Raw genomic sequence first — 17,265 nt, 5'->3', positions numbered from 1 at the left:
AAAATCCTTGCAAACAGACAACCTTTATGGTAATATTAAAAAGTCGCAAAAAATCACGCATAGGCTTGTCCCGATGGTGCCAAAGCCTGGTAACAGGACGGTTTCGGGGACGTATAACAACATATGCGGAAGTAAAAAACCAATGGAGGAAAGAAACATGAGCGTTATTTCAATGAAGCAACTTTTAGAAGCAGGTGTTCACTTTGGACATCAGACAAGAAGATGGAACCCTAAGATGGCTCCTTATATCTACACAGAGAGAAATGGTATCTATATCATTGACCTTCAGAAATCTGTAGGTAAAGTAGATGAAGCTTACCAGGCAGTAGCTGATATCGCTGCAGAAGGTGGAACAATCCTTTTTGTAGGTACTAAGAAGCAGGCTCAGGATGCTATCAAAGTAGAAGCTGAACGTTGCGGAATGTACTATGTAAATGAAAGATGGCTTGGAGGAATGCTTACAAACTTCAAGACAATCAAGAGCAGAATCGCTCGTCTGAAAGATATCGAAAGAATGTCAGAAGACGGAACATTTGATGTACTGCCTAAGAAAGAAGTTATCCAGTTAAAGAAAGAATGGGATAAACTTGAGAAGAACCTTGGCGGAATCAAAGACATGAAGACACTTCCAGATGCTATTTTTATCGTAGATCCTAAGAAGGAAAGAATCTGTGTTCAGGAAGCACACACTCTTGGAATTCCACTTATCGGTATCGCTGATACTAACTGTGATCCAGAGGAACTTGATTATGTAATTCCTGGAAATGACGATGCTATTCGTGCTGTAAAACTGATCGTTTCTAAGATGGCTGATGCTGTAGTAGAAGCTAACCAGGGTGTTGCAGGCGAAGAAGAGTATGTTGAAGAAGCTGAAGAAGCAGTAGAAGAATAAGATTCTTAAAAAACATAATTGGAGGATAAGATCATGGCAGTTACAGCTAAGATGGTAAAAGAATTAAGAGAAATGACCGGTGCAGGAATGATGGACTGCAAGAAAGCTCTTAATGAGACAAATGGTGATATGGATGCAGCTATCGAGTTCTTAAGAAAGAACGGAGAAGCTAAGGCTGTTAAAAAAGCCGGACGTATCGCAGCAGAAGGTATTGTTATGGCTGATGTTAAGGATGACAAGACAGCAGCTATCGTAGAAGTTAACTCAGAGACAGACTTCGTTGCTAAGAATGCTGAATTCCAGGGATTCGTTAAAGCAGTTGTTAATCAGGCAATCGCTTCTGATTCTGCAGATATGGATGGATTCATGGCTGAAGCTTGGAATGAAGACGCTTCTAAGACAGTACAGGATGCATTAAATGAGAAAATCTCTATAATCGGAGAAAAACTCAGCATCAGAAGATTTGAGAAAGTTGTTACTGATGGTTGTGTAGTATCTTACATCCACGGCGGCGGACGTATCGGTGTTCTTGTAGAAGCTGAGACAGATGTTGTTAACGATGAGATCAGATCATGCCTGAAGAACGTAGCTATGCAGGTTGCAGCTATGTCTCCAAAATATACTTCACGTGATGAAGTAGATGCTTCTTTCTTAGAGCATGAAAAAGAGATTCTTCTTGCTCAGGCTAAACAGGAGAATCCAAACAAACCGGATAATATTATCGAAAAGATGATTATCGGACGTCTCAACAAAGAGATGAAAGAAATCTGTCTGTTAGATCAGGTATACGTTCAGGACAGCGACCTTACAGTAGCTAAATACGTAGAGAAGGTAGCTAAAGAGAACGGAGCTAACATGACAGTTAAGAAGTTTGTTCGTTTTGAGACAGGAGAAGGTCTTGAGAAGAAGAATGAAGACTTCGCAGCTGAAGTTGCAGCACAGATGGGAAACTAATTTATCAATCGCAAGACTGGTAAAAAGCAAATTAAATAGCGTATTTAAGCGGTTTCTGCCTATTTTGACAAGTGTTATGAACTACTGTAAAATCTCACAAAATATCGTGCTATTTTGGGTACAGATTGGGTAGGGTATTGGGTAAAGAAATTTACCCAACCTCTTAACGAGGAATTTACTTGTTGTTTAAAAATAGAAAGGGAACGCTGTGAGTGTTGAGGGTGTATTGCATTTTGCAATATGCCCTCAAATTTTTTAAAAAAATAATGTTAAAGATTGGGGAATATGCTAGAATAAGAGAAATAAACAAATTAGAATTTGAGGTGGAGATATGTATGAAATACGAAAAATACATAGCAATGAAGTAATGGAAGCCCTTGCTTTAGCATTAGAAGTGTTTTTACAATTTGAAGCACCGGACTATAAACCGGAGGGAATTGAAACATTCAAGCGAGATATAGTTGAAAATGATGAATTTATTTCAAAATGTCAACAAGGTATCTGCCCTATATATGCGGCGTTTGACAAGGGTAAAATGATTGGAATTATCGGTATGTATTCAAACAGGAAGCATATCAACTTAGCATTCACAAAGAAAGAATATCATCGTCAAGGTGTAGCTACTTCAATTTTTCAGTATCTTTTAGCAGATATTTTGAAAGATGCTCCAAAGTTGCACGAGATTACTTTAAATTCGTCACCATACGGTAAGCCATTTTATCTTCATATCGGATTTAAGCCACAATCAGACGAGCAAGAAATAGACGGGATTAGGTTTACCCCTATGAAGTACACAATCTGATAAACTTCAGTTTGTAAAATTGAAAAATGTGAATTTGGAGGATAATAGGATGTTAGAATTTAGATATGATACTCAACTTTTGATTGAAGGCGAAAATCTTGATGAAGATAAAATAAATGAATATTTCACAAATAATTTTAAAGGAGATTGCTTATTGGCGGTTGGAGATGAAGAATTGATTAAAATTCATTTTCATACAAATGAGCCATGGAAAGTGTTAGAATATTGTTCTCAAATCGGAGAAATCTATGATATTGTTATTGAAGATATGGATAGACAGGCGAGAGGGTTAAAGGGGTAAATTCCATATTATTGCAGACAGTTTTTTTATTGACTGTCTGCTTTTTCTTTTTAATTATAATTGATAGTGGTACTATAAAATGGTTCATATCCATTGCGAAAAGACCATTTAGAGTGATACAGATTGATTGTAAGAATAGTAGGAGTTCCGTTGATTTGATTATGTTCTGCTTCGATTTCCGCTATTACTTCATCTGTATTCCAGTATTGATATACAATAACTTGTAGTTCGGTATCACGATTAGCCCCATTGCTGAATGACATACTGTTAAATACAAGATAATCGGGCAAGCTAATGTAATAGAGAATGCCTGCAAGCAAGACTAGAATAATAGTGGCAAATAACAATTTCTTTTTCATTTTGATATACCTCTGTTTCTGTATAGTTATAGGGATAAGTATATAGTACCTCACTATATAGTGAATTACTACATAAAGATTTATTGAATATACTTTTATGTAGAGGTGAGGCAATGAAGTATGGACATTTGGAACTTCACATAGAGGAACTGCTGAAAGAAAAAGGAATTAGTAAGAATACCATTTGTAAGGAATTGGATATACCGAGGTCTAATTTTAATCGTTATTGCAGAAATGAATTTCAGAGATTAGACGCACAACTAATCTGTAAACTGTGCAGTTACTTGGAGTGTGGAATAGAAGAACTGATAGAGTATGTGAAAGAATGAGAGCCTGTCGGATTGAAGAAAATTCGTGCAGGCTTTTGTTGTGTCAAGAAAAAGAGAAAATGTAGTGAGGTCAAGGAACAAGGCGTAGCCGATACGCCGTAGGGCAGTCCTTGACGGAACGGACACAGCCAACAGCACCATGATACAGCAGAGGACTTGAAAGGTCGGAAACCTTGCAAGTCCTCTTGTCTGTTACTGGGCGTTATGCTTTAAGTAAAGTGCTTCTTTCTCCAGTTCCTTTTCAAATGCTTTTATGTGACCGTCTTGTATTCCGTTGTCGATATGAAAGCAGTCGTCAGTCTGTGAGTAGGAGAGCATGGTAACTTTCGGTTCATAGGTTGCTGTATCAATTCCATAATAGTAAATCGTGGCGGTTGTTAATACCATGTGAATGCTTTCAAAATCTCTTGTAAAAATTGTATGCCTGTCGGAATAAAAGAAATCAGACGGGCATTCATAGAATTGGGAACTATCCTCTTTCAAAAATAGTGGCAGTATGTGCATTGCATTTCCAGCACGATTGACAAGGACATAAAAGCGTGGAATGAGGGCGGCATATTGTGTCATCATGGCGATATATATATCATCTAAATCATCAAGAAGATACTCAGAGCAGGAGTTGTTATAAAAGACATATTGCAGGGCGTTATCGTTTTGACTTGTATGTTCCATAGGCACATTTTGTCCGTAAAGCCAACGCAAATCTACATCTAAGGAGTCGGCGATCAGTTCCATTTTATCGGCTTTGGGGTTGTATTGTCCCGAAAGATAGGAACTAAACGCCCCTTTGCTGATACCTGTATCTTTGACTATATCTACTTGTTTTTTATTTTTTGCTTTCATGGCAAATTTAATCCGTTCTGCGATTGTATTCATCTGAAAACCCTCTCTTTCCATATCTCGTTATAACTTTTCATATCTTATCGTCTAAGGACACTATACCACAAGTTCAGAAAAAAGAAAATAAAAAGTTTATAAAAAACTAAACTTCCTATTGCAAAACAAATATGTCTGTGCTAATATACAATTAAGTTCAGAAATAACTGAACCACAAACGACGTCGTAATAAGAAATTGAAAATATGAGAAACTGACCTATCGGTTCAACGGGGAGAAAGGAACGTGTATGCAGATTACATTGACAAAAGAACAGGTAAAAGAAGCATTTGGAGAACTTCGTTTCATGGGTGCGGATAACTGTTACCGCTATGATAAAGACAGTAAGAAGAAAACAGAGGAAGTGGAAGCCTTAAAACTTCATCTTGGAAGCATGAAGCTTGGGAACAGCGTGGATATTCGCTTGGAAGCAACGGAACTTCCGAAGATTGAGCCTTATGCGGTGGTGGAACTGGAAGAACCAGTATATGCCCCTTATGTGCAGAGAGGAAACTTTCCTGTATTAGTGGAGAAGATTACCTGTAAGGGTATCCGCCCTGTTGCAAACAAAAATATGTAGGCGGTCAAAGTTCCTGTCCTCGTTCTGACGTACCAAACGGCAGGTTGAGGGCAGGGCAATGGCAACGCCATTGCAGATAGGAGGTATGGTAAATTTGGAAGAAAGAAGCGGAAGTTTTCTTCCAGAACTCCCCTACACTAACAGGGGAGTAATACGACAGAAAGAAGCATTAAGTGCCTTGATAGACTGGTGTCAGATAACGATTAAGGAAGTTCCGTTAGAAGCAGTTATAGAAGATGTACTGAGAATACCTTTGGAACTTATGACCGTAACGGGTTATGAAAAGGGGATTGCAGGACATGAGGTTGTGGCAATCTTCGATAATATCAAGGTGCTAAAGCCGACAGGAAATGCACAGTATCAAGGCTTTCAGATTTTAATGAGTGGGAAAGGCTGTCGCAACTATGAGAATTTTTTACAACTCAATGAGGAAACATGGTTTGATTTCTTGAACAGAGTTTGCCAGTATCATATCAATGTTCCTCGGATTGATTTGGCGATAGATGATAGAAAACCTTATTTGAGTATTCCCGATTTGATTGTACGGACAAAAGAGGGATTGCTTTCCACAAAACTAAGGGAGATAGATTTTCACGACTCGGGAGAACTGAAAGAAGAAGTGTTTCAGAGTAAAGGTGGTAGTCTTTATCTCGGCAGTTCAGCCAGCAATTTGAGATTGGTATTTTATGAAAAAGGATATGAACAGAATAAAAAATATGGAACAGAATTAGACGAAAATTGGAATAGATATGAGTTGAGATTTCGGCAGGAAATGGCAGTTAGCGTAGTACAGGAATTATTGAGATATAGAGATGTGGCAGGACTGGCAATGGAAGTATTGAACAGCAAAATACGATTTTTAGAAAAGCCGACAGACAGCATGACAACACGAAAAAGGCTTTACCCAACCTATCAAGCGTGGGCGGAACTGATGAAAGATATAGGTAAGGTTAAACTTACCATGCAACCACAGAAGAAAAGTTTACAAAAGGTGTGGGAATGGTTAGAAAAGTATGTTGCTCCGTCTTTGAAACTGTTTGCAGAGGTTGGAAAGATAGAGAAAAGGGATTATATCGGTAATCTTGTAGCAAATGGAGAAATGAATATCACACAGAAACAGTTGTATGATGATTACATAAAAGCAAGAAGATTAGAGGAAAGGGGATAATCGTATAGAAAAAGCATTATTAAATTTAAAGGAAGTAAGTGAGTATCTTGGACTTGGAGAAACAAAGACAAGAGAACTCTTGAAAAGTAGAAACTGTCCGTTTTCCATGAAGATTGGGTATCGGTGGTATGCGAACAGAAGATTATTAGACACATGGCTAGAGCAACAAGCAAAAAGTTATTGAAGTTCTGATTGAAAAGGAGGCGAACTTATAGTAGTATATGGTTAAAATCACAGAAGTTCCCTTTTTATTTATCAAAATATTTGATTGATAGAAAGGGTAGAGATTATGGGTAAAGATTTAAAAGGAAAAGAATTAGGAACAGGTTTACGTCAAAGAAAGGACGGTAGATACGAAGCAAGAGCAAAGATAAACGGAATAGACATTAACTTGTATGATGTTGATTTGAAGAAATTAAAAATATTGTTTGAAAAGGCAAAAGAAGAAGCAAGAAATAATATTGATATGAAACGTCAGAAAATAACGCTGAATGAATGGTTTGAGGAATGGTTTGCAAATTATAAAATTCCTAATATCAAGGAAACAAGCGTGTTTCCTATGCGTAGCAAATATTATAATACATTTGGAAAAGCAATAGGGAATATGAAAGTGACAGATATACGGAACTTGGATATTCAACGTGTCATTAACGATATGAATAAGCAGGGGAGAGCGTCTTCCAGTATGCGAGATGCTTTAGGCAGAGTTCGGGAGTGTTTGGAGTCTGCAAAGAATAATCGTATTATAGACATCAATCCATGTTTTGAAATCAATGTACCTTGGGAAAATAAAACAGCAGAAAGACGTTTCTTATCAATGGCAGAGCAAACAAGGTTTTTGCAGGAAGTAGAGCATAACTGGTATAAAGAGATGTTTTACATTATGTTTCTGACGGGTATGCGAATTGGGGAAGTCGGTGGTCTGAAATGGGAAGATATAGACTGGAATAAGAAATGTATTAACATTCAAAGGTCTTTATCCTGTCAATATGAAAATGGAGTAAAGACTATGCGACTAACAAAGCCTAAAACACATAATTCATACAGAAGTATTCCGTTTATGGCAGAAACAGAAGAAATTCTGTTATCTCAAAAAGAAAAACAGAACAGGCAGAAAAAAGCCTATGGAAATCGTTGGCGTTCAAGTGGAGAATTTGATAACTTGGTGTTTACCACTTCTTTAGGAAGTCCAGTTATTCGGAATGTAGCAGAAAAAGAAATTAAGAAAGTAGTAAAAGCAATCAATTTTCAAGAAGCAATAGAAGCGGTAAAGGAAAACAGAGAGCCGATAGAATTTAAAGACCTTTATCCTCATGCAATCCGACATACATTTTGTAGCAGGTGCTTTGAAAAAGGAATGGACGCTAAAGTAGTGCAAATGCTAATGGGACATCAGCATTACAGTACAACGATTGACATATATACTCATGTGACAGAAACAAAATTTGAAGAAGAAATAGCAAAGTTTGGTAGCGTGAGTGAAAAACAGAAAGTTCAGAAAAATAAAAACTCCACCCAGTGTGCATAAAAGAGTACCCAACATAGCAAAATAAGAGAAATTTGCTTTCAACGGGAATGAAAAGTTTCTACCCAAAGGGAAATTGGGTAAAATGGAAGAGCAGAATTGAGGAAAGCGTAGAAAGCCTTATAAAATGGGCATTTGAGAAAACAGTAAATAAAAGTTGGCAAAACAGATGAACGCATAATCGAATAGTGTGTTGAATTTCTGAAATGATAATAACCCTTGCGAATGGTGGTGACACTGTTTGTGAGGGTTGTTTTTATAGAAACTTAAAAAAATAAATTGATTTGTTAAGCGGATTTTTCATATAAGATAGACAAAGAAAACGAATAAATTTATTTGAACATGAGATGAAAGAAGGCAATGAGCTGTCAGAACTCTTGTCTTCTTTTTTTGTGAGAAAGATGAAGAGTGTTATTCTTAGATATTTCATAAATTGGTTTATAGATGTACAATATTCTGTTGTAATAATGTACAAAGAAAGGAGGTGCTACAATGCCAGTAATCAAACCAATTACAGATTTACGTAATACAAATGAAATATCTGAATTATGTCATAAACAGCAGCAGCCAGTTTTCATTACAAAAAATGGTTATGGAGATTTGGTAGTTATGAGTATGGAAACTTATGACGAGTTGCTTAGCACGAACCATATTGATAAAGCAAAGGCAGGATTTTCTGATCCTAAGTCTGCTATATATAATGCCTGAGAAAAGACTTGACTTTTAAATACTACAAGTGTAAGATTTAAAAAATAAAAGCGTTGAAAGAAAGGGGTATCTATGAAAAAAAGACGGAAAAAACAAAGCACTAAAAAATCTTACACTTGTAGGATTTTGGGGTTAATAATGGCTATAACAGTAATTGCTATTTGGGGAGGTGTTTTATTAAAAAGATCAATTACGGAATCACCAGAAGACACGCTGGTGGAATATATGAATCATATTGAAAAAAAGGAATATGAAGCGATGTATGCCATGATAGATTCAGGGGAGAAAGCTTATCTGGAAAAAGAAGAATACATACAACGAAATTCTAAGATATACGAAGGAATAGAGGTCAGTGACATTAAAATCAGTCATATAGCTGTGAAAGAGAAAAAAGCAGATACAGTTACGCTTTCGTATGAAACATCATGTAATACAATTGCCGGAACAATACAATTTGACAATATGGCGGAACTGAAGAAGACGAAACAGGGATATAAATTAGTATGGCAGGATAGCCTGATTTTTCCAGATTTAGAGAGTGATGATAAAATAAGTGTTACTACATCAAAAGCGGAGAGAGGAGAAATATTAGACCGAGATGGTAAAATGCTTGCAGGAAAAGGAGTAGCAACATCAGTTGGCATTATATCGGGAAAGCTGGAAGACAGGAATGTATCTATTGAAAAAATAGCGGAGTTATTAGAGATAGATGTAGAAACAATAAATAACAAACTCACAGCAAAGTGGGTAAAAGAAGATTCTTTTGTACCAATTGAAACTATTCCGAAAGTAGAAGAAATAGATTTAATGAAAATACAGCCAGAAGAAAAGACACTTGAGGAGCAGGATTGTCAGAATAAACTTTTGGAAATTCCAGGGGTTATGCTATCAGATGTGGAAGTTAGAACCTATGAGTTAGGGGAGGCAGCAGCTCATTTAATTGGTTATGTACAGTCTGCAACAGCAGAAGATTTGGAAAATCATCCAGGGGAAGGATATTCAGCAGAAAGTGTAATCGGAAGATCTGGGGTGGAAAAGTTATACGAAAAGCAATTAAAAGGAAAAGATGGTTGTGATATAAAGATTTTGGATAGTGATGGGGAAGTAAAAGAGGTTCTTGCAAGTATTTTTAAAGAAGATGGTATGGATATAAGATTAACGATAGATTCCGATTTGCAAAAATCATTATACGAGCAGTTTAAAGAAGATCCGGGGTGTTCTGTCGCAATGAATCCTTATACGGGAGAAGTATTGGCTTTGGTAAGTACCCCATCTTATGATAATAATGAATTTATACGGGGCATATCATCAGAGAAATGGACATCATTAAACGAAGATGAAAAGAAACCATTATATAATCGTTTCCGTCAAGTATGGTGTCCTGGCTCAACATTTAAACCAGTTGTGGCAGGAATTGGGTTGAAAACGGGAAGCATAGATCCAAAAGAAGATTTTGGAAATGAAGGTTTGGCATGGCAGAAAGATTCGTCTTGGGGATCTTATCAAGTGACAACACTTCATGAATATGAACCGGTTATTATGAAAAATGCAATTATCTATTCTGATAATATTTATTTTGCAAAGGCAGCTCTTAAAATTGGTAGTGAGAATTTTATGAATACTTTAAATGAAATAGGATTTAATCAGAATATGCCGTTTGAGATTGCGATGCAGGAATCAACATATTCCAATACAGATAAAATAGAAACAGAAATACAATTGGCAGATAGTGGTTATGGGCAAGGGCAGATTCTTGTAAATCCATTACATCTGGCAAGTATTTATACTTCATTTTTAAATGAAGGGAATATGATAAAACCGTATTTGAAATACAAAGAAGAAGCATCTGGTGAAACATGGATAGAAAATGCGTTTAGCAAAGAAAATGTAGAAGAAATTATGCAAGGGGTGGAAGGTGTTGTAAATGATCCGGAAGGAACCGGATATGCTGCACATCGTGACGATATTTTGCTGGCTGGAAAAACAGGGACAGCCGAGTTGAAGGCAACGAAAGAAGATACTTCTGGCAAAGAAATCGGGTGGTTTTCAGTGTTTACGGCAGATAAAAGCGTGGACAAACCAATTCTTCTTATCAGTATGGTTGAGAATGTGAAAGGAATCGGTGGAAGTGGTTATGTTGTTAAAAAGGATGCAACCGTATTGGAGGAATATTTTGAAAAATAAAAAAATTTTTACAGGGAATTATTACATATGTAAGAAAATTGCGATGATATTGATAGTTCTTATTGTTTTTACAGGATGCGGCCAAAATCGAATTACGGAAAAAGAAGAAAAGAAAGAAACCGTAGAATCTGAAATGAATGCAGAAGTAAAAAAAACAGCGCAAACTTTTCGGTCTGTTTATATGAAGGAGAAGTCGGAGTTAAATACATTAAAGGCGAAAAGAAAAATTATCAATTGTCTGGAAGAGAAAGGATATGCGGCAGTAGATTGTGATAATCAGATTGATATGGTCAATCGTGAAAAAGTAGAAGAATTTTGCAAAGCAGCGGAGAAAGAAGAACAGGCAGCAGTTGATATTGTTGTTGTATTTGATGAAGGGGAAATTATACAATATCATTTAGAGTCAATGAATGGAAAGATAAATGTTCGATTATGTCAGGTTAAATGGAAAGATAATAGTCCGCAGGCTAATTATTATGATGAATATGAAGCATATGAGTGGAAATATACAGAAAAAGGATATTTGTTTCTGGAGGAATATCGCCCACCGGGATTTGATGGAGCACCGGGTGAAACTGGATTCAGAGTGCAGCCATTAGATAAAACATGCCGGGAATTGAATCGAAAATATGTTATGCCGTTGGGGTATGCACTTAATAATCTGTTGATTACAAATTGGGATAACCAGAATTATACGGAACTTGATTTTTATGATCTTTATGAAAAAATGTATTATATGAAATATGGAAAGCAAGTTCCATATGAAGCAAATTATGGTGGAGCAGAATATGAAGTTCCAGAAGATGAGTTTGAAGAGGTTATAAAGACCTATTTACCATTTAGTAATACCGAGATTGAAAAGGGAACTTTTTATAACTCTAATAATAAAACTTTTAGATACAGACCGCGAGGGTTATATGATTGTGAATTCCCATATGAGCCATATCCGGAAGTTATCTCATATGAAAAATTACAAGATGGAACATTAAAACTTACGATAGAAGCAGTATGGGAAATCAGAATGGTAGATCAGGCAATCACCAGTGAATTGATGATAAAACCTATGGAAGACGGAAGTTTCCAGTATTTATCAAATAAGGTAATCAGTTCAGATCAAAATGCAAATGCAGGGTGGTATATGCCAAGGTTAACAGAAGAAGAGTGGGAAGAGAATTACAGTAATAATTAGGGGGCAATATGAAAAGAAAAAGTATTTTGTTAGTACTTTGTATAGGAATGATTCTGACTTCCTGTGAAAGTAAGATATCGTTAAACAGCACAGATGTAAAAAATGAGAATAATCAGAAAAACACTACCATGGAAAATCCGGATAAGGGATATAATCTACCAATCGATGAAGACAAGAAAAAGGAAGTTGTGAACGATTGTGAAGAAATTATGGGCATTGTCCGAGACATTTATTCTGAATATAATGGAATACAAGAAGCAGATCAGAACACTGCTGAGCAAATGATGAATCGGATGAAAGAAATTATCAAACAAAATGGGAATCCGGTCATTGGTTCCGATCATTATTCTGTTATGGATAATTATCAGAAGATGGAACAATTTTTAAAATCTGCAGAACAAGAAGAAAAAGGAAGTGTAATTTTATATGAAGCAGATACAGATGGTGGAATTACCAGAAAAGAATATAGTTATGATGGAAAAGAAATGAGTGTGATGTCCGCAAAAATGATCTGGAGTGAGGATACAGAGCCTGTACTTACATACATATCGCTATCAAAAATAAAAGAATGGGCATATACTGAAAATGGGAATTTCTGTTATGAATTATGCGTACCTGAACCACCGGAAGTGACAGAGATTGTAGATGGAAGTTGTATTATCCGGGTAAAGCCTTTGAGTGAGGAGTGTCGGGAATATTCAAAAAAATATGTGAGTACGTTCGGCTATCAGGGAAACAATCTGTTATGTTCAAACTGGAATGCGGAGGATATGCAGGGGTTGGATTATAATGGACTTTATGAATATTTTTATCAAATGAAATATGGAGAAAAATTTACTGCAGAAAAAGAGGTTGTGGGAATTCCAGCAGAAGAGTTCGAAAATGTAATTATGACATATCTTCCTGTTACAAAAGAAGAATTGAAAGAATGGGCGGTCTACGATGAACAAAGTAATATGTTTATCTGGGAACGATTGGGATGTGGTAATTATTCACCAACACATTTTGGCTTGTCTTTACCGGAAGTAACAGAAGTCAGGAACAATGAAGATGGAACCATTGTTTTGACAATTCATGCAGTATGTGATTCTGTTGTATGTAATGATGTTGTTATTACACACGAACTTACGATGAAAATTCAGGATGATGGAACGATTCAGTATGTTGGAAACAGGATTTTAGATAATGGTATTGATAATATACCGAGGTATCAGTACCGGTTAGGTAATTTGCAGAATTGATCAGTAGAGAAGAATGAAATAAAGAGAACTGATAACGGGAAATTATGCTATCAGTTCTCTTTATTTATTTCCAAATACCAAGATTAGAAAGTACAGATTCTGTTATTTCGGTAGCCTGACTTCCAGTTGCACCAGAAGAGGATTGAATATTTGTTGCGAAGTAGTAAGTATTATTCGCTGTTTCAATGTATCCGATAAACCAGCCATTGACATCTTTACCATTGACACGCCCTGTTCCTGTTTTCCCGTAAAGAGAACCGGAAGAAGTAGTGGAAAGCAGCAGAGCTTTTTTTACTGCCTGGATATTTTTACTGTCAAAATGAAAATTATTTTGATAGAAATCCTGTAACAATTCCACCTGTTCTATGGGTGATATCTTCAGAGAGAAATCTGTCCAATAGAGATTTAGATTTGTTCCAGTATTCTGATTCCCATAGTTTATTGTCTGTAAAAATGTTCTTACGGCTTCAAAACCTGCCTGTGAATCAATTGCCTGAAAATACCAGTTTACGGAATTATGTATAGCCGAGGTTAAATCTTGATCGGCTTCCCATGAATTAAAAGGATATGGTTCTCCATTCCATGTGAAAGTGGAATGTTCTGGTGTAATAATTCCAGATTCCAAGCCAAGTAATGCATCATATATTTTATAAGTCGAATTCGGTGATACACGTGTGGAAGCATGCTCCATATTATAAATATTCCATTTATCAGCAGACTGATCATATAAAACAAAACTTCCAGTGTAGTCCCCAAAATTGGAAGAAAGATTTAGCTGAGTAATATTCTTTTCGGTTGTGTCAAAATGATACCCAGTTTGATCAGAAGCATAAACAGAAAGTATGGGAATGCATCCAATGATGATAGTAGAGACGAATATGCATATAAGATATCCACGAATTTTTTGCTTAAAAGTAGGTTGGTGGAATGATGCAATATTTAAAATGCGTCCTTTTAACTGTTTTATATTTCCACTAATTCCCATAGTAAGAGGGAATGGAGACAGAGCTATTGTTTCGGCAAAGTTAATCAGTGTATTTCCATATGACTTGTATTCTGTTTCTTTCAATAATTGTAATACAGCACTGTCGCAGGCAAGTTCCCGTTCCTGTCGTATTCTTTTTAGAAAATACCAGATTAGGGGATTGAACCAGTAGAAAACATTTACTGTATTTATCAAATATCCAATTAGAATATCTTTATGCTTGTAGTGCTGCAGTTCATGAAGAAGCATATAGCGAATATCAGTTGCGCTTATAGTTCCAGCGTTAAAATCTGAAATCAAGTGAATTGGAAGATAAATGCGAGGATGCAGGAAACCAGCCAAAACAGGAGATTTCAAAAATGCTGTACTATAAATCGAAATGGTATGCTTGCTGTTCACTTCGTTTAAACATTCTATATAAAGAGCGTTTAGTTCTTCATTTTGAAGAGGTAAAGCAGAACTATGTAAGGCTTTTACTTGTTTTACTGAGCGGTAGAGAAGAAAAAACATTATGAATATACCGATACTCCAGAAAAATACAAGTAATGTGTGAATAAAAGTTGGTATTTGGGTGCTGACAGAGACAGCAAAATCATTTATTTTATCCAAATTATAACCATTACTAGAAAGAAAAGTGGTTTGAATGTCACCATTGGTACTTGAACTGGCTGTCAGCAAATGTCTCCACGATATAGAAGATGGGGCAGAGTTTATCGGTAAAAAGGGAACAATTAGAACGGCAAGAAATATAATCGAAAGATTATATTGCATACATGCGGATAATTGCCTTTGCAATAAATTTTTTAATCCCAGTAAACTACCTAAAAAAATACAAATGATGGCATTACAGAGTAAAAATCGAAAACTAAAATATATCAAAATATGCTCCTCCCATGGTTAATGATTGGAAAGAAGATTCCGTAAGCTGGCAATGTCTTCTTCAGACAATTTATCATCCTCAATGTAAGAGGCAAGCATAGAAGTGATATTACCATTATAATATCGCTTTAAAAAAGAATTACTTTCCTGCCGAATATATTCGTCTTCCTTGACCAATGGAGTATAGACAAAAACCCGGCTTTGTTTTTCATAGGTTAGTGCTTTTTTAGAAACGAGACGTTTAATCAATGTCTGAATTGTTTTAGGACTCCAACTGGAAATTTGTGTTAATTTTTCAGTAATTTCATTGGTGCTGATTGGTGCGTATTTCCAAACGATTTTCATAACTTCAAATTCAGCTTCTGAAATTTGAGGCAAATTGCTCATGTGACATCCCTCCAAATCTTACGTTTGTAATAAAAATATTATATATTGAAAACGTCTGATCTGTCAATGGAATGAAAAAGCTTGGTTTTATTGATAGACGAGGAAGGTAGTGGATTCCTTTACTGGACTTGGTTAAAGTAATCAGGTAAAATAATATTTAACAGAATGCGGAGTGTGAATATCCGCCTGATTAAAAATACCTAGGACGAAGGAGATAAAATTATGTATGAAATTATGAGTGCAGATGAAGCGATTCGTCTGATCCGGGACGGTGACTGTATCTGTGTCAATTCATTTGTAGGAATAGAGAATCCGACGGAACTTCATGAGGCAATCTACCGAAGATATCAGAAGATGCAGTCACCGACGCATCTGACAATTGTATCGAGTGCAGGGTTTGGTGTCTGGGACGAGGAACATAATGCAGAAAGATATATCAAAGAAGGTGCAGTGGACAAGCTGATCTGTGGTCATTTTGGAGCAATGCTTAGCACGAAAAAATTGGTGCTGGAGGATCGGTTTGAAGCATATAATCTGCCGCTTGGATGTATTTCCCACGCAATCCGTGCACAGGCAGGGGGGCTTCCCGGAGCTCTTTCCAAAGTTGGTCTGGATATTTTTGTAGATCCAAGACGAGAAGGACCTGGAATTAACAGAATTTCTATTGATGACTCACTGGTAAAACATGTTGAAGTGGATGGGGATGAATTTCTGTATTATAAACTTCCAAAGATTACCATTGCGTTGATCAAAGGAACTGCGGCAGACAGAAAAGGCAATATTACATTTGATGATATGTTCATGTCGGGAGATGCGCTTTCTATTTGTCAGGCAGTAAAGGCAAACAGGGGAAAAGTAATTGTACAGGTAGACAGATTGGTTGATACACCATCCCGGCCACGTAATGCCATTATTCCGGGCTGTTTGGTAGATGCAATCGTTGTGGCAGAGCCGGAGAAGAGAAACGAAGCATATACTGCACTTACCGGAAGTTTTGAGATTCCTTATAAGGAGTGGCATACATGGAGCGAAAAGATAGAGAATGTGTCTACGAAGCCACAGAAAAACAGTGTAACCGGAAATATTATCGGCAAAAGAGCGGCGCAGGAACTCAGGGTAGATGATATTGTTAATATCGGAATCGGAATTCCGGAGATGGTATCAAGATATGCACGAAAGTGTGGTATGCTTGATATGGTAACCTTAACAGTAGAATCGGGCGGCATTGGAGGATTTCCGGTATCAGGAGAGGCTTTTGGAGCAATGATCGGGGCAGCATCTGTCTATGATATGGCAAACCAGTTTGATCTGTATGATAATGGCGGACTTGATATCTGTTTTATGGGTGCGCTGGAAGTGGATAGATATGGAAACATCAATGCACATAGAGGTCCCGGAGCTTTTGCCGGAATTGGTGGATTTGCAAATATTACGGCAAAAACACCAACGGTTGTATTCTGTATGACATTTGATGCCAAGGGATTGGATGTTACGCAGGAAAAAGGTGTGGTAACGATTCGGAAAGAAGGAGAGATACCAAAATTTGTAGAGAGGGTCAATAGTGTAAGCTTTTCTGCAAAACGTGCGATTGAAAACGGACAAAAGGTATTGTATGTAACAGAACGCTGTGTGTTCAGACTGACACCAAAAGGCTTAAAACTGATCGAAGTCTACCCAGGAGTAGATATACAGAAAGATATTCTGGACAGGCTGCCGTTTGAGGTGGAGATTTAAATTGAGATTTATTTAATTCAGGAAGGCACGACGACCCGGACCTGCATAAAAAGTAGGAAGCCGTTCCTGTTCAGGTTCCGTCGGCGGGAAATAGTTAAGCGTCAAAATTATGCTAAAAACGGGCTTCCGAAATTTGCAACTCGCCATTCGGCTCAAACAGGCAAATTTCGAAA

At 36.7% G+C, this 17,265-nt stretch carries 19 protein-coding genes; 14 read left to right on the top strand and 5 right to left on the bottom strand.

What is annotated here, in order from left to right; translation table 11 throughout:
- The first annotated feature begins 157 nt into the window (after nt 1-157).
- Nucleotides 158-892 (top strand): 30S ribosomal protein S2, encoded by a 735-nt coding sequence (rpsB, locus tag GT508_RS11410; RefSeq protein WP_028087118.1) that lies wholly within the window; start codon nt 158-160, stop codon nt 890-892.
- A gap of 33 nt (nt 893-925) precedes the next feature.
- The gene (gene tsf / locus GT508_RS11405) at nt 926-1,846 is read left to right on the top strand and encodes a translation elongation factor Ts (RefSeq protein WP_161144276.1); all 921 of its coding nucleotides are present in this window, start codon (nt 926-928) and stop codon (nt 1,844-1,846) included.
- Between the two features lie 74 nt (nt 1,847-1,920).
- On the opposite strand, the gene GT508_RS15140 is transcribed toward tsf, so the two are convergent.
- Nucleotides 1,921-2,085, bottom strand: a complete 165-nt coding sequence (locus tag GT508_RS15140; RefSeq protein WP_154253351.1) for a group II intron maturase-specific domain-containing protein — start codon at nt 2,083-2,085, stop codon at nt 1,921-1,923.
- Nucleotides 2,086-2,177: 92 nt separating this feature from the next.
- On the opposite strand from GT508_RS15140, the gene GT508_RS11395 reads away from it, so the two are divergent.
- Complete coding sequence (locus tag GT508_RS11395; RefSeq protein ID WP_015554185.1) at nt 2,178-2,648, top strand: GNAT family N-acetyltransferase; 471 nt, start codon at nt 2,178-2,180, stop codon at nt 2,646-2,648.
- A 49-nt stretch (nt 2,649-2,697) separates the two neighbouring features.
- Nucleotides 2,698-2,949: a hypothetical protein gene (locus GT508_RS11390; protein ID WP_005335687.1), complete on the top strand. Its 252-nt coding sequence runs from the start codon at nt 2,698-2,700 to the stop codon at nt 2,947-2,949.
- Nucleotides 2,950-2,999: 50 nt separating this feature from the next.
- Here the strand turns inward: GT508_RS11390 and GT508_RS11385 are convergent, their stop codons facing one another.
- On the bottom strand, nt 3,000-3,308 hold the full coding sequence (locus tag GT508_RS11385) for a hypothetical protein (protein ID WP_006426016.1): 309 nt from the start codon (nt 3,306-3,308) through the stop codon (nt 3,000-3,002).
- A 113-nt stretch (nt 3,309-3,421) separates the two neighbouring features.
- On the opposite strand from GT508_RS11385, the gene GT508_RS11380 reads away from it, so the two are divergent.
- A complete protein-coding gene (locus tag GT508_RS11380; protein ID WP_005335690.1) occupies nt 3,422-3,637 on the top strand; it encodes a helix-turn-helix domain-containing protein in 216 nt (71 codons plus the stop codon).
- A gap of 192 nt (nt 3,638-3,829) precedes the next feature.
- Here GT508_RS11380 and GT508_RS11375 read toward each other — a convergent pair whose 3' ends face one another.
- Nucleotides 3,830-4,513, bottom strand: a complete 684-nt coding sequence (locus GT508_RS11375) for a helix-turn-helix domain-containing protein (protein WP_015554186.1) — start codon at nt 4,511-4,513, stop codon at nt 3,830-3,832.
- A gap of 249 nt (nt 4,514-4,762) precedes the next feature.
- Here GT508_RS11375 and GT508_RS11370 point away from each other — a divergent pair, with 249 nt between their 5' ends.
- The 8 genes from GT508_RS11370 (at nt 4,763) to GT508_RS11335 (ending at nt 13,107) form a co-directional block, all read left to right on the top strand.
- Nucleotides 4,763-5,092 carry a hypothetical protein gene (locus tag GT508_RS11370; RefSeq protein ID WP_005335695.1) on the top strand — a complete coding sequence of 110 codons (330 nt, stop codon included), beginning with the start codon at nt 4,763-4,765 and terminating at the stop codon, nt 5,090-5,092.
- A gap of 58 nt (nt 5,093-5,150) precedes the next feature.
- Nucleotides 5,151-6,260, top strand: a complete 1,110-nt coding sequence (locus GT508_RS11365) for a replication initiation factor domain-containing protein (RefSeq protein ID WP_006857463.1) — start codon at nt 5,151-5,153, stop codon at nt 6,258-6,260.
- A 4-nt stretch (nt 6,261-6,264) separates the two neighbouring features.
- A complete protein-coding gene (locus GT508_RS15085; RefSeq protein ID WP_080543107.1) occupies nt 6,265-6,444 on the top strand; it encodes an excisionase in 180 nt (59 codons plus the stop codon).
- 105 nt (nt 6,445-6,549) lie between these two features.
- Nucleotides 6,550-7,788, top strand: coding sequence for a tyrosine-type recombinase/integrase (locus tag GT508_RS11355; protein WP_005330087.1), 1,239 nt, complete (start codon nt 6,550-6,552; stop codon nt 7,786-7,788).
- A gap of 489 nt (nt 7,789-8,277) precedes the next feature.
- Nucleotides 8,278-8,493: a type II toxin-antitoxin system prevent-host-death family antitoxin gene (locus tag GT508_RS11350; RefSeq protein WP_055281104.1), complete on the top strand. Its 216-nt coding sequence runs from the start codon at nt 8,278-8,280 to the stop codon at nt 8,491-8,493.
- A 72-nt stretch (nt 8,494-8,565) separates the two neighbouring features.
- Nucleotides 8,566-10,677, top strand: coding sequence for a penicillin-binding transpeptidase domain-containing protein (locus GT508_RS11345; protein ID WP_161144275.1), 2,112 nt, complete (start codon nt 8,566-8,568; stop codon nt 10,675-10,677).
- Complete coding sequence (locus GT508_RS11340) at nt 10,667-11,866, top strand: DUF6070 family protein (protein ID WP_226853937.1); 1,200 nt, start codon at nt 10,667-10,669, stop codon at nt 11,864-11,866. Before GT508_RS11345 ends, GT508_RS11340 begins: the two co-directional genes overlap by 11 nt.
- An 8-nt stretch (nt 11,867-11,874) precedes the next feature.
- Complete coding sequence (locus GT508_RS11335; RefSeq protein WP_118660306.1) at nt 11,875-13,107, top strand: DUF6070 family protein; 1,233 nt, start codon at nt 11,875-11,877, stop codon at nt 13,105-13,107.
- A gap of 64 nt (nt 13,108-13,171) precedes the next feature.
- Here GT508_RS11335 and GT508_RS11330 read toward each other — a convergent pair whose 3' ends face one another.
- Nucleotides 13,172-14,971: a BlaR1 family beta-lactam sensor/signal transducer gene (locus GT508_RS11330; protein ID WP_161144274.1), complete on the bottom strand. Its 1,800-nt coding sequence runs from the start codon at nt 14,969-14,971 to the stop codon at nt 13,172-13,174.
- A gap of 18 nt (nt 14,972-14,989) precedes the next feature.
- Nucleotides 14,990-15,358: a BlaI/MecI/CopY family transcriptional regulator gene (locus tag GT508_RS11325; RefSeq protein ID WP_005341664.1), complete on the bottom strand. Its 369-nt coding sequence runs from the start codon at nt 15,356-15,358 to the stop codon at nt 14,990-14,992.
- A 222-nt stretch (nt 15,359-15,580) separates the two neighbouring features.
- Between GT508_RS11325 and GT508_RS11320 the strand changes: the two genes are divergently transcribed.
- Nucleotides 15,581-17,092 carry a CoA-transferase gene (locus tag GT508_RS11320; protein ID WP_161144273.1) on the top strand — a complete coding sequence of 504 codons (1,512 nt, stop codon included), beginning with the start codon at nt 15,581-15,583 and terminating at the stop codon, nt 17,090-17,092.
- The last annotated feature ends 173 nt before the right edge of the window (nt 17,093-17,265 follow it).

This window comes from Dorea sp. BIOML-A1, assembly GCF_009875615.1.
GTDB classification, from domain to species: Bacteria; Bacillota; Clostridia; order Lachnospirales; family Lachnospiraceae; genus Dorea_A; species Dorea_A amylophila.
The sequence above is the reverse complement of the archived record's forward strand: the minus strand, read 5'-3'. Positions and strand labels throughout refer to the sequence as shown.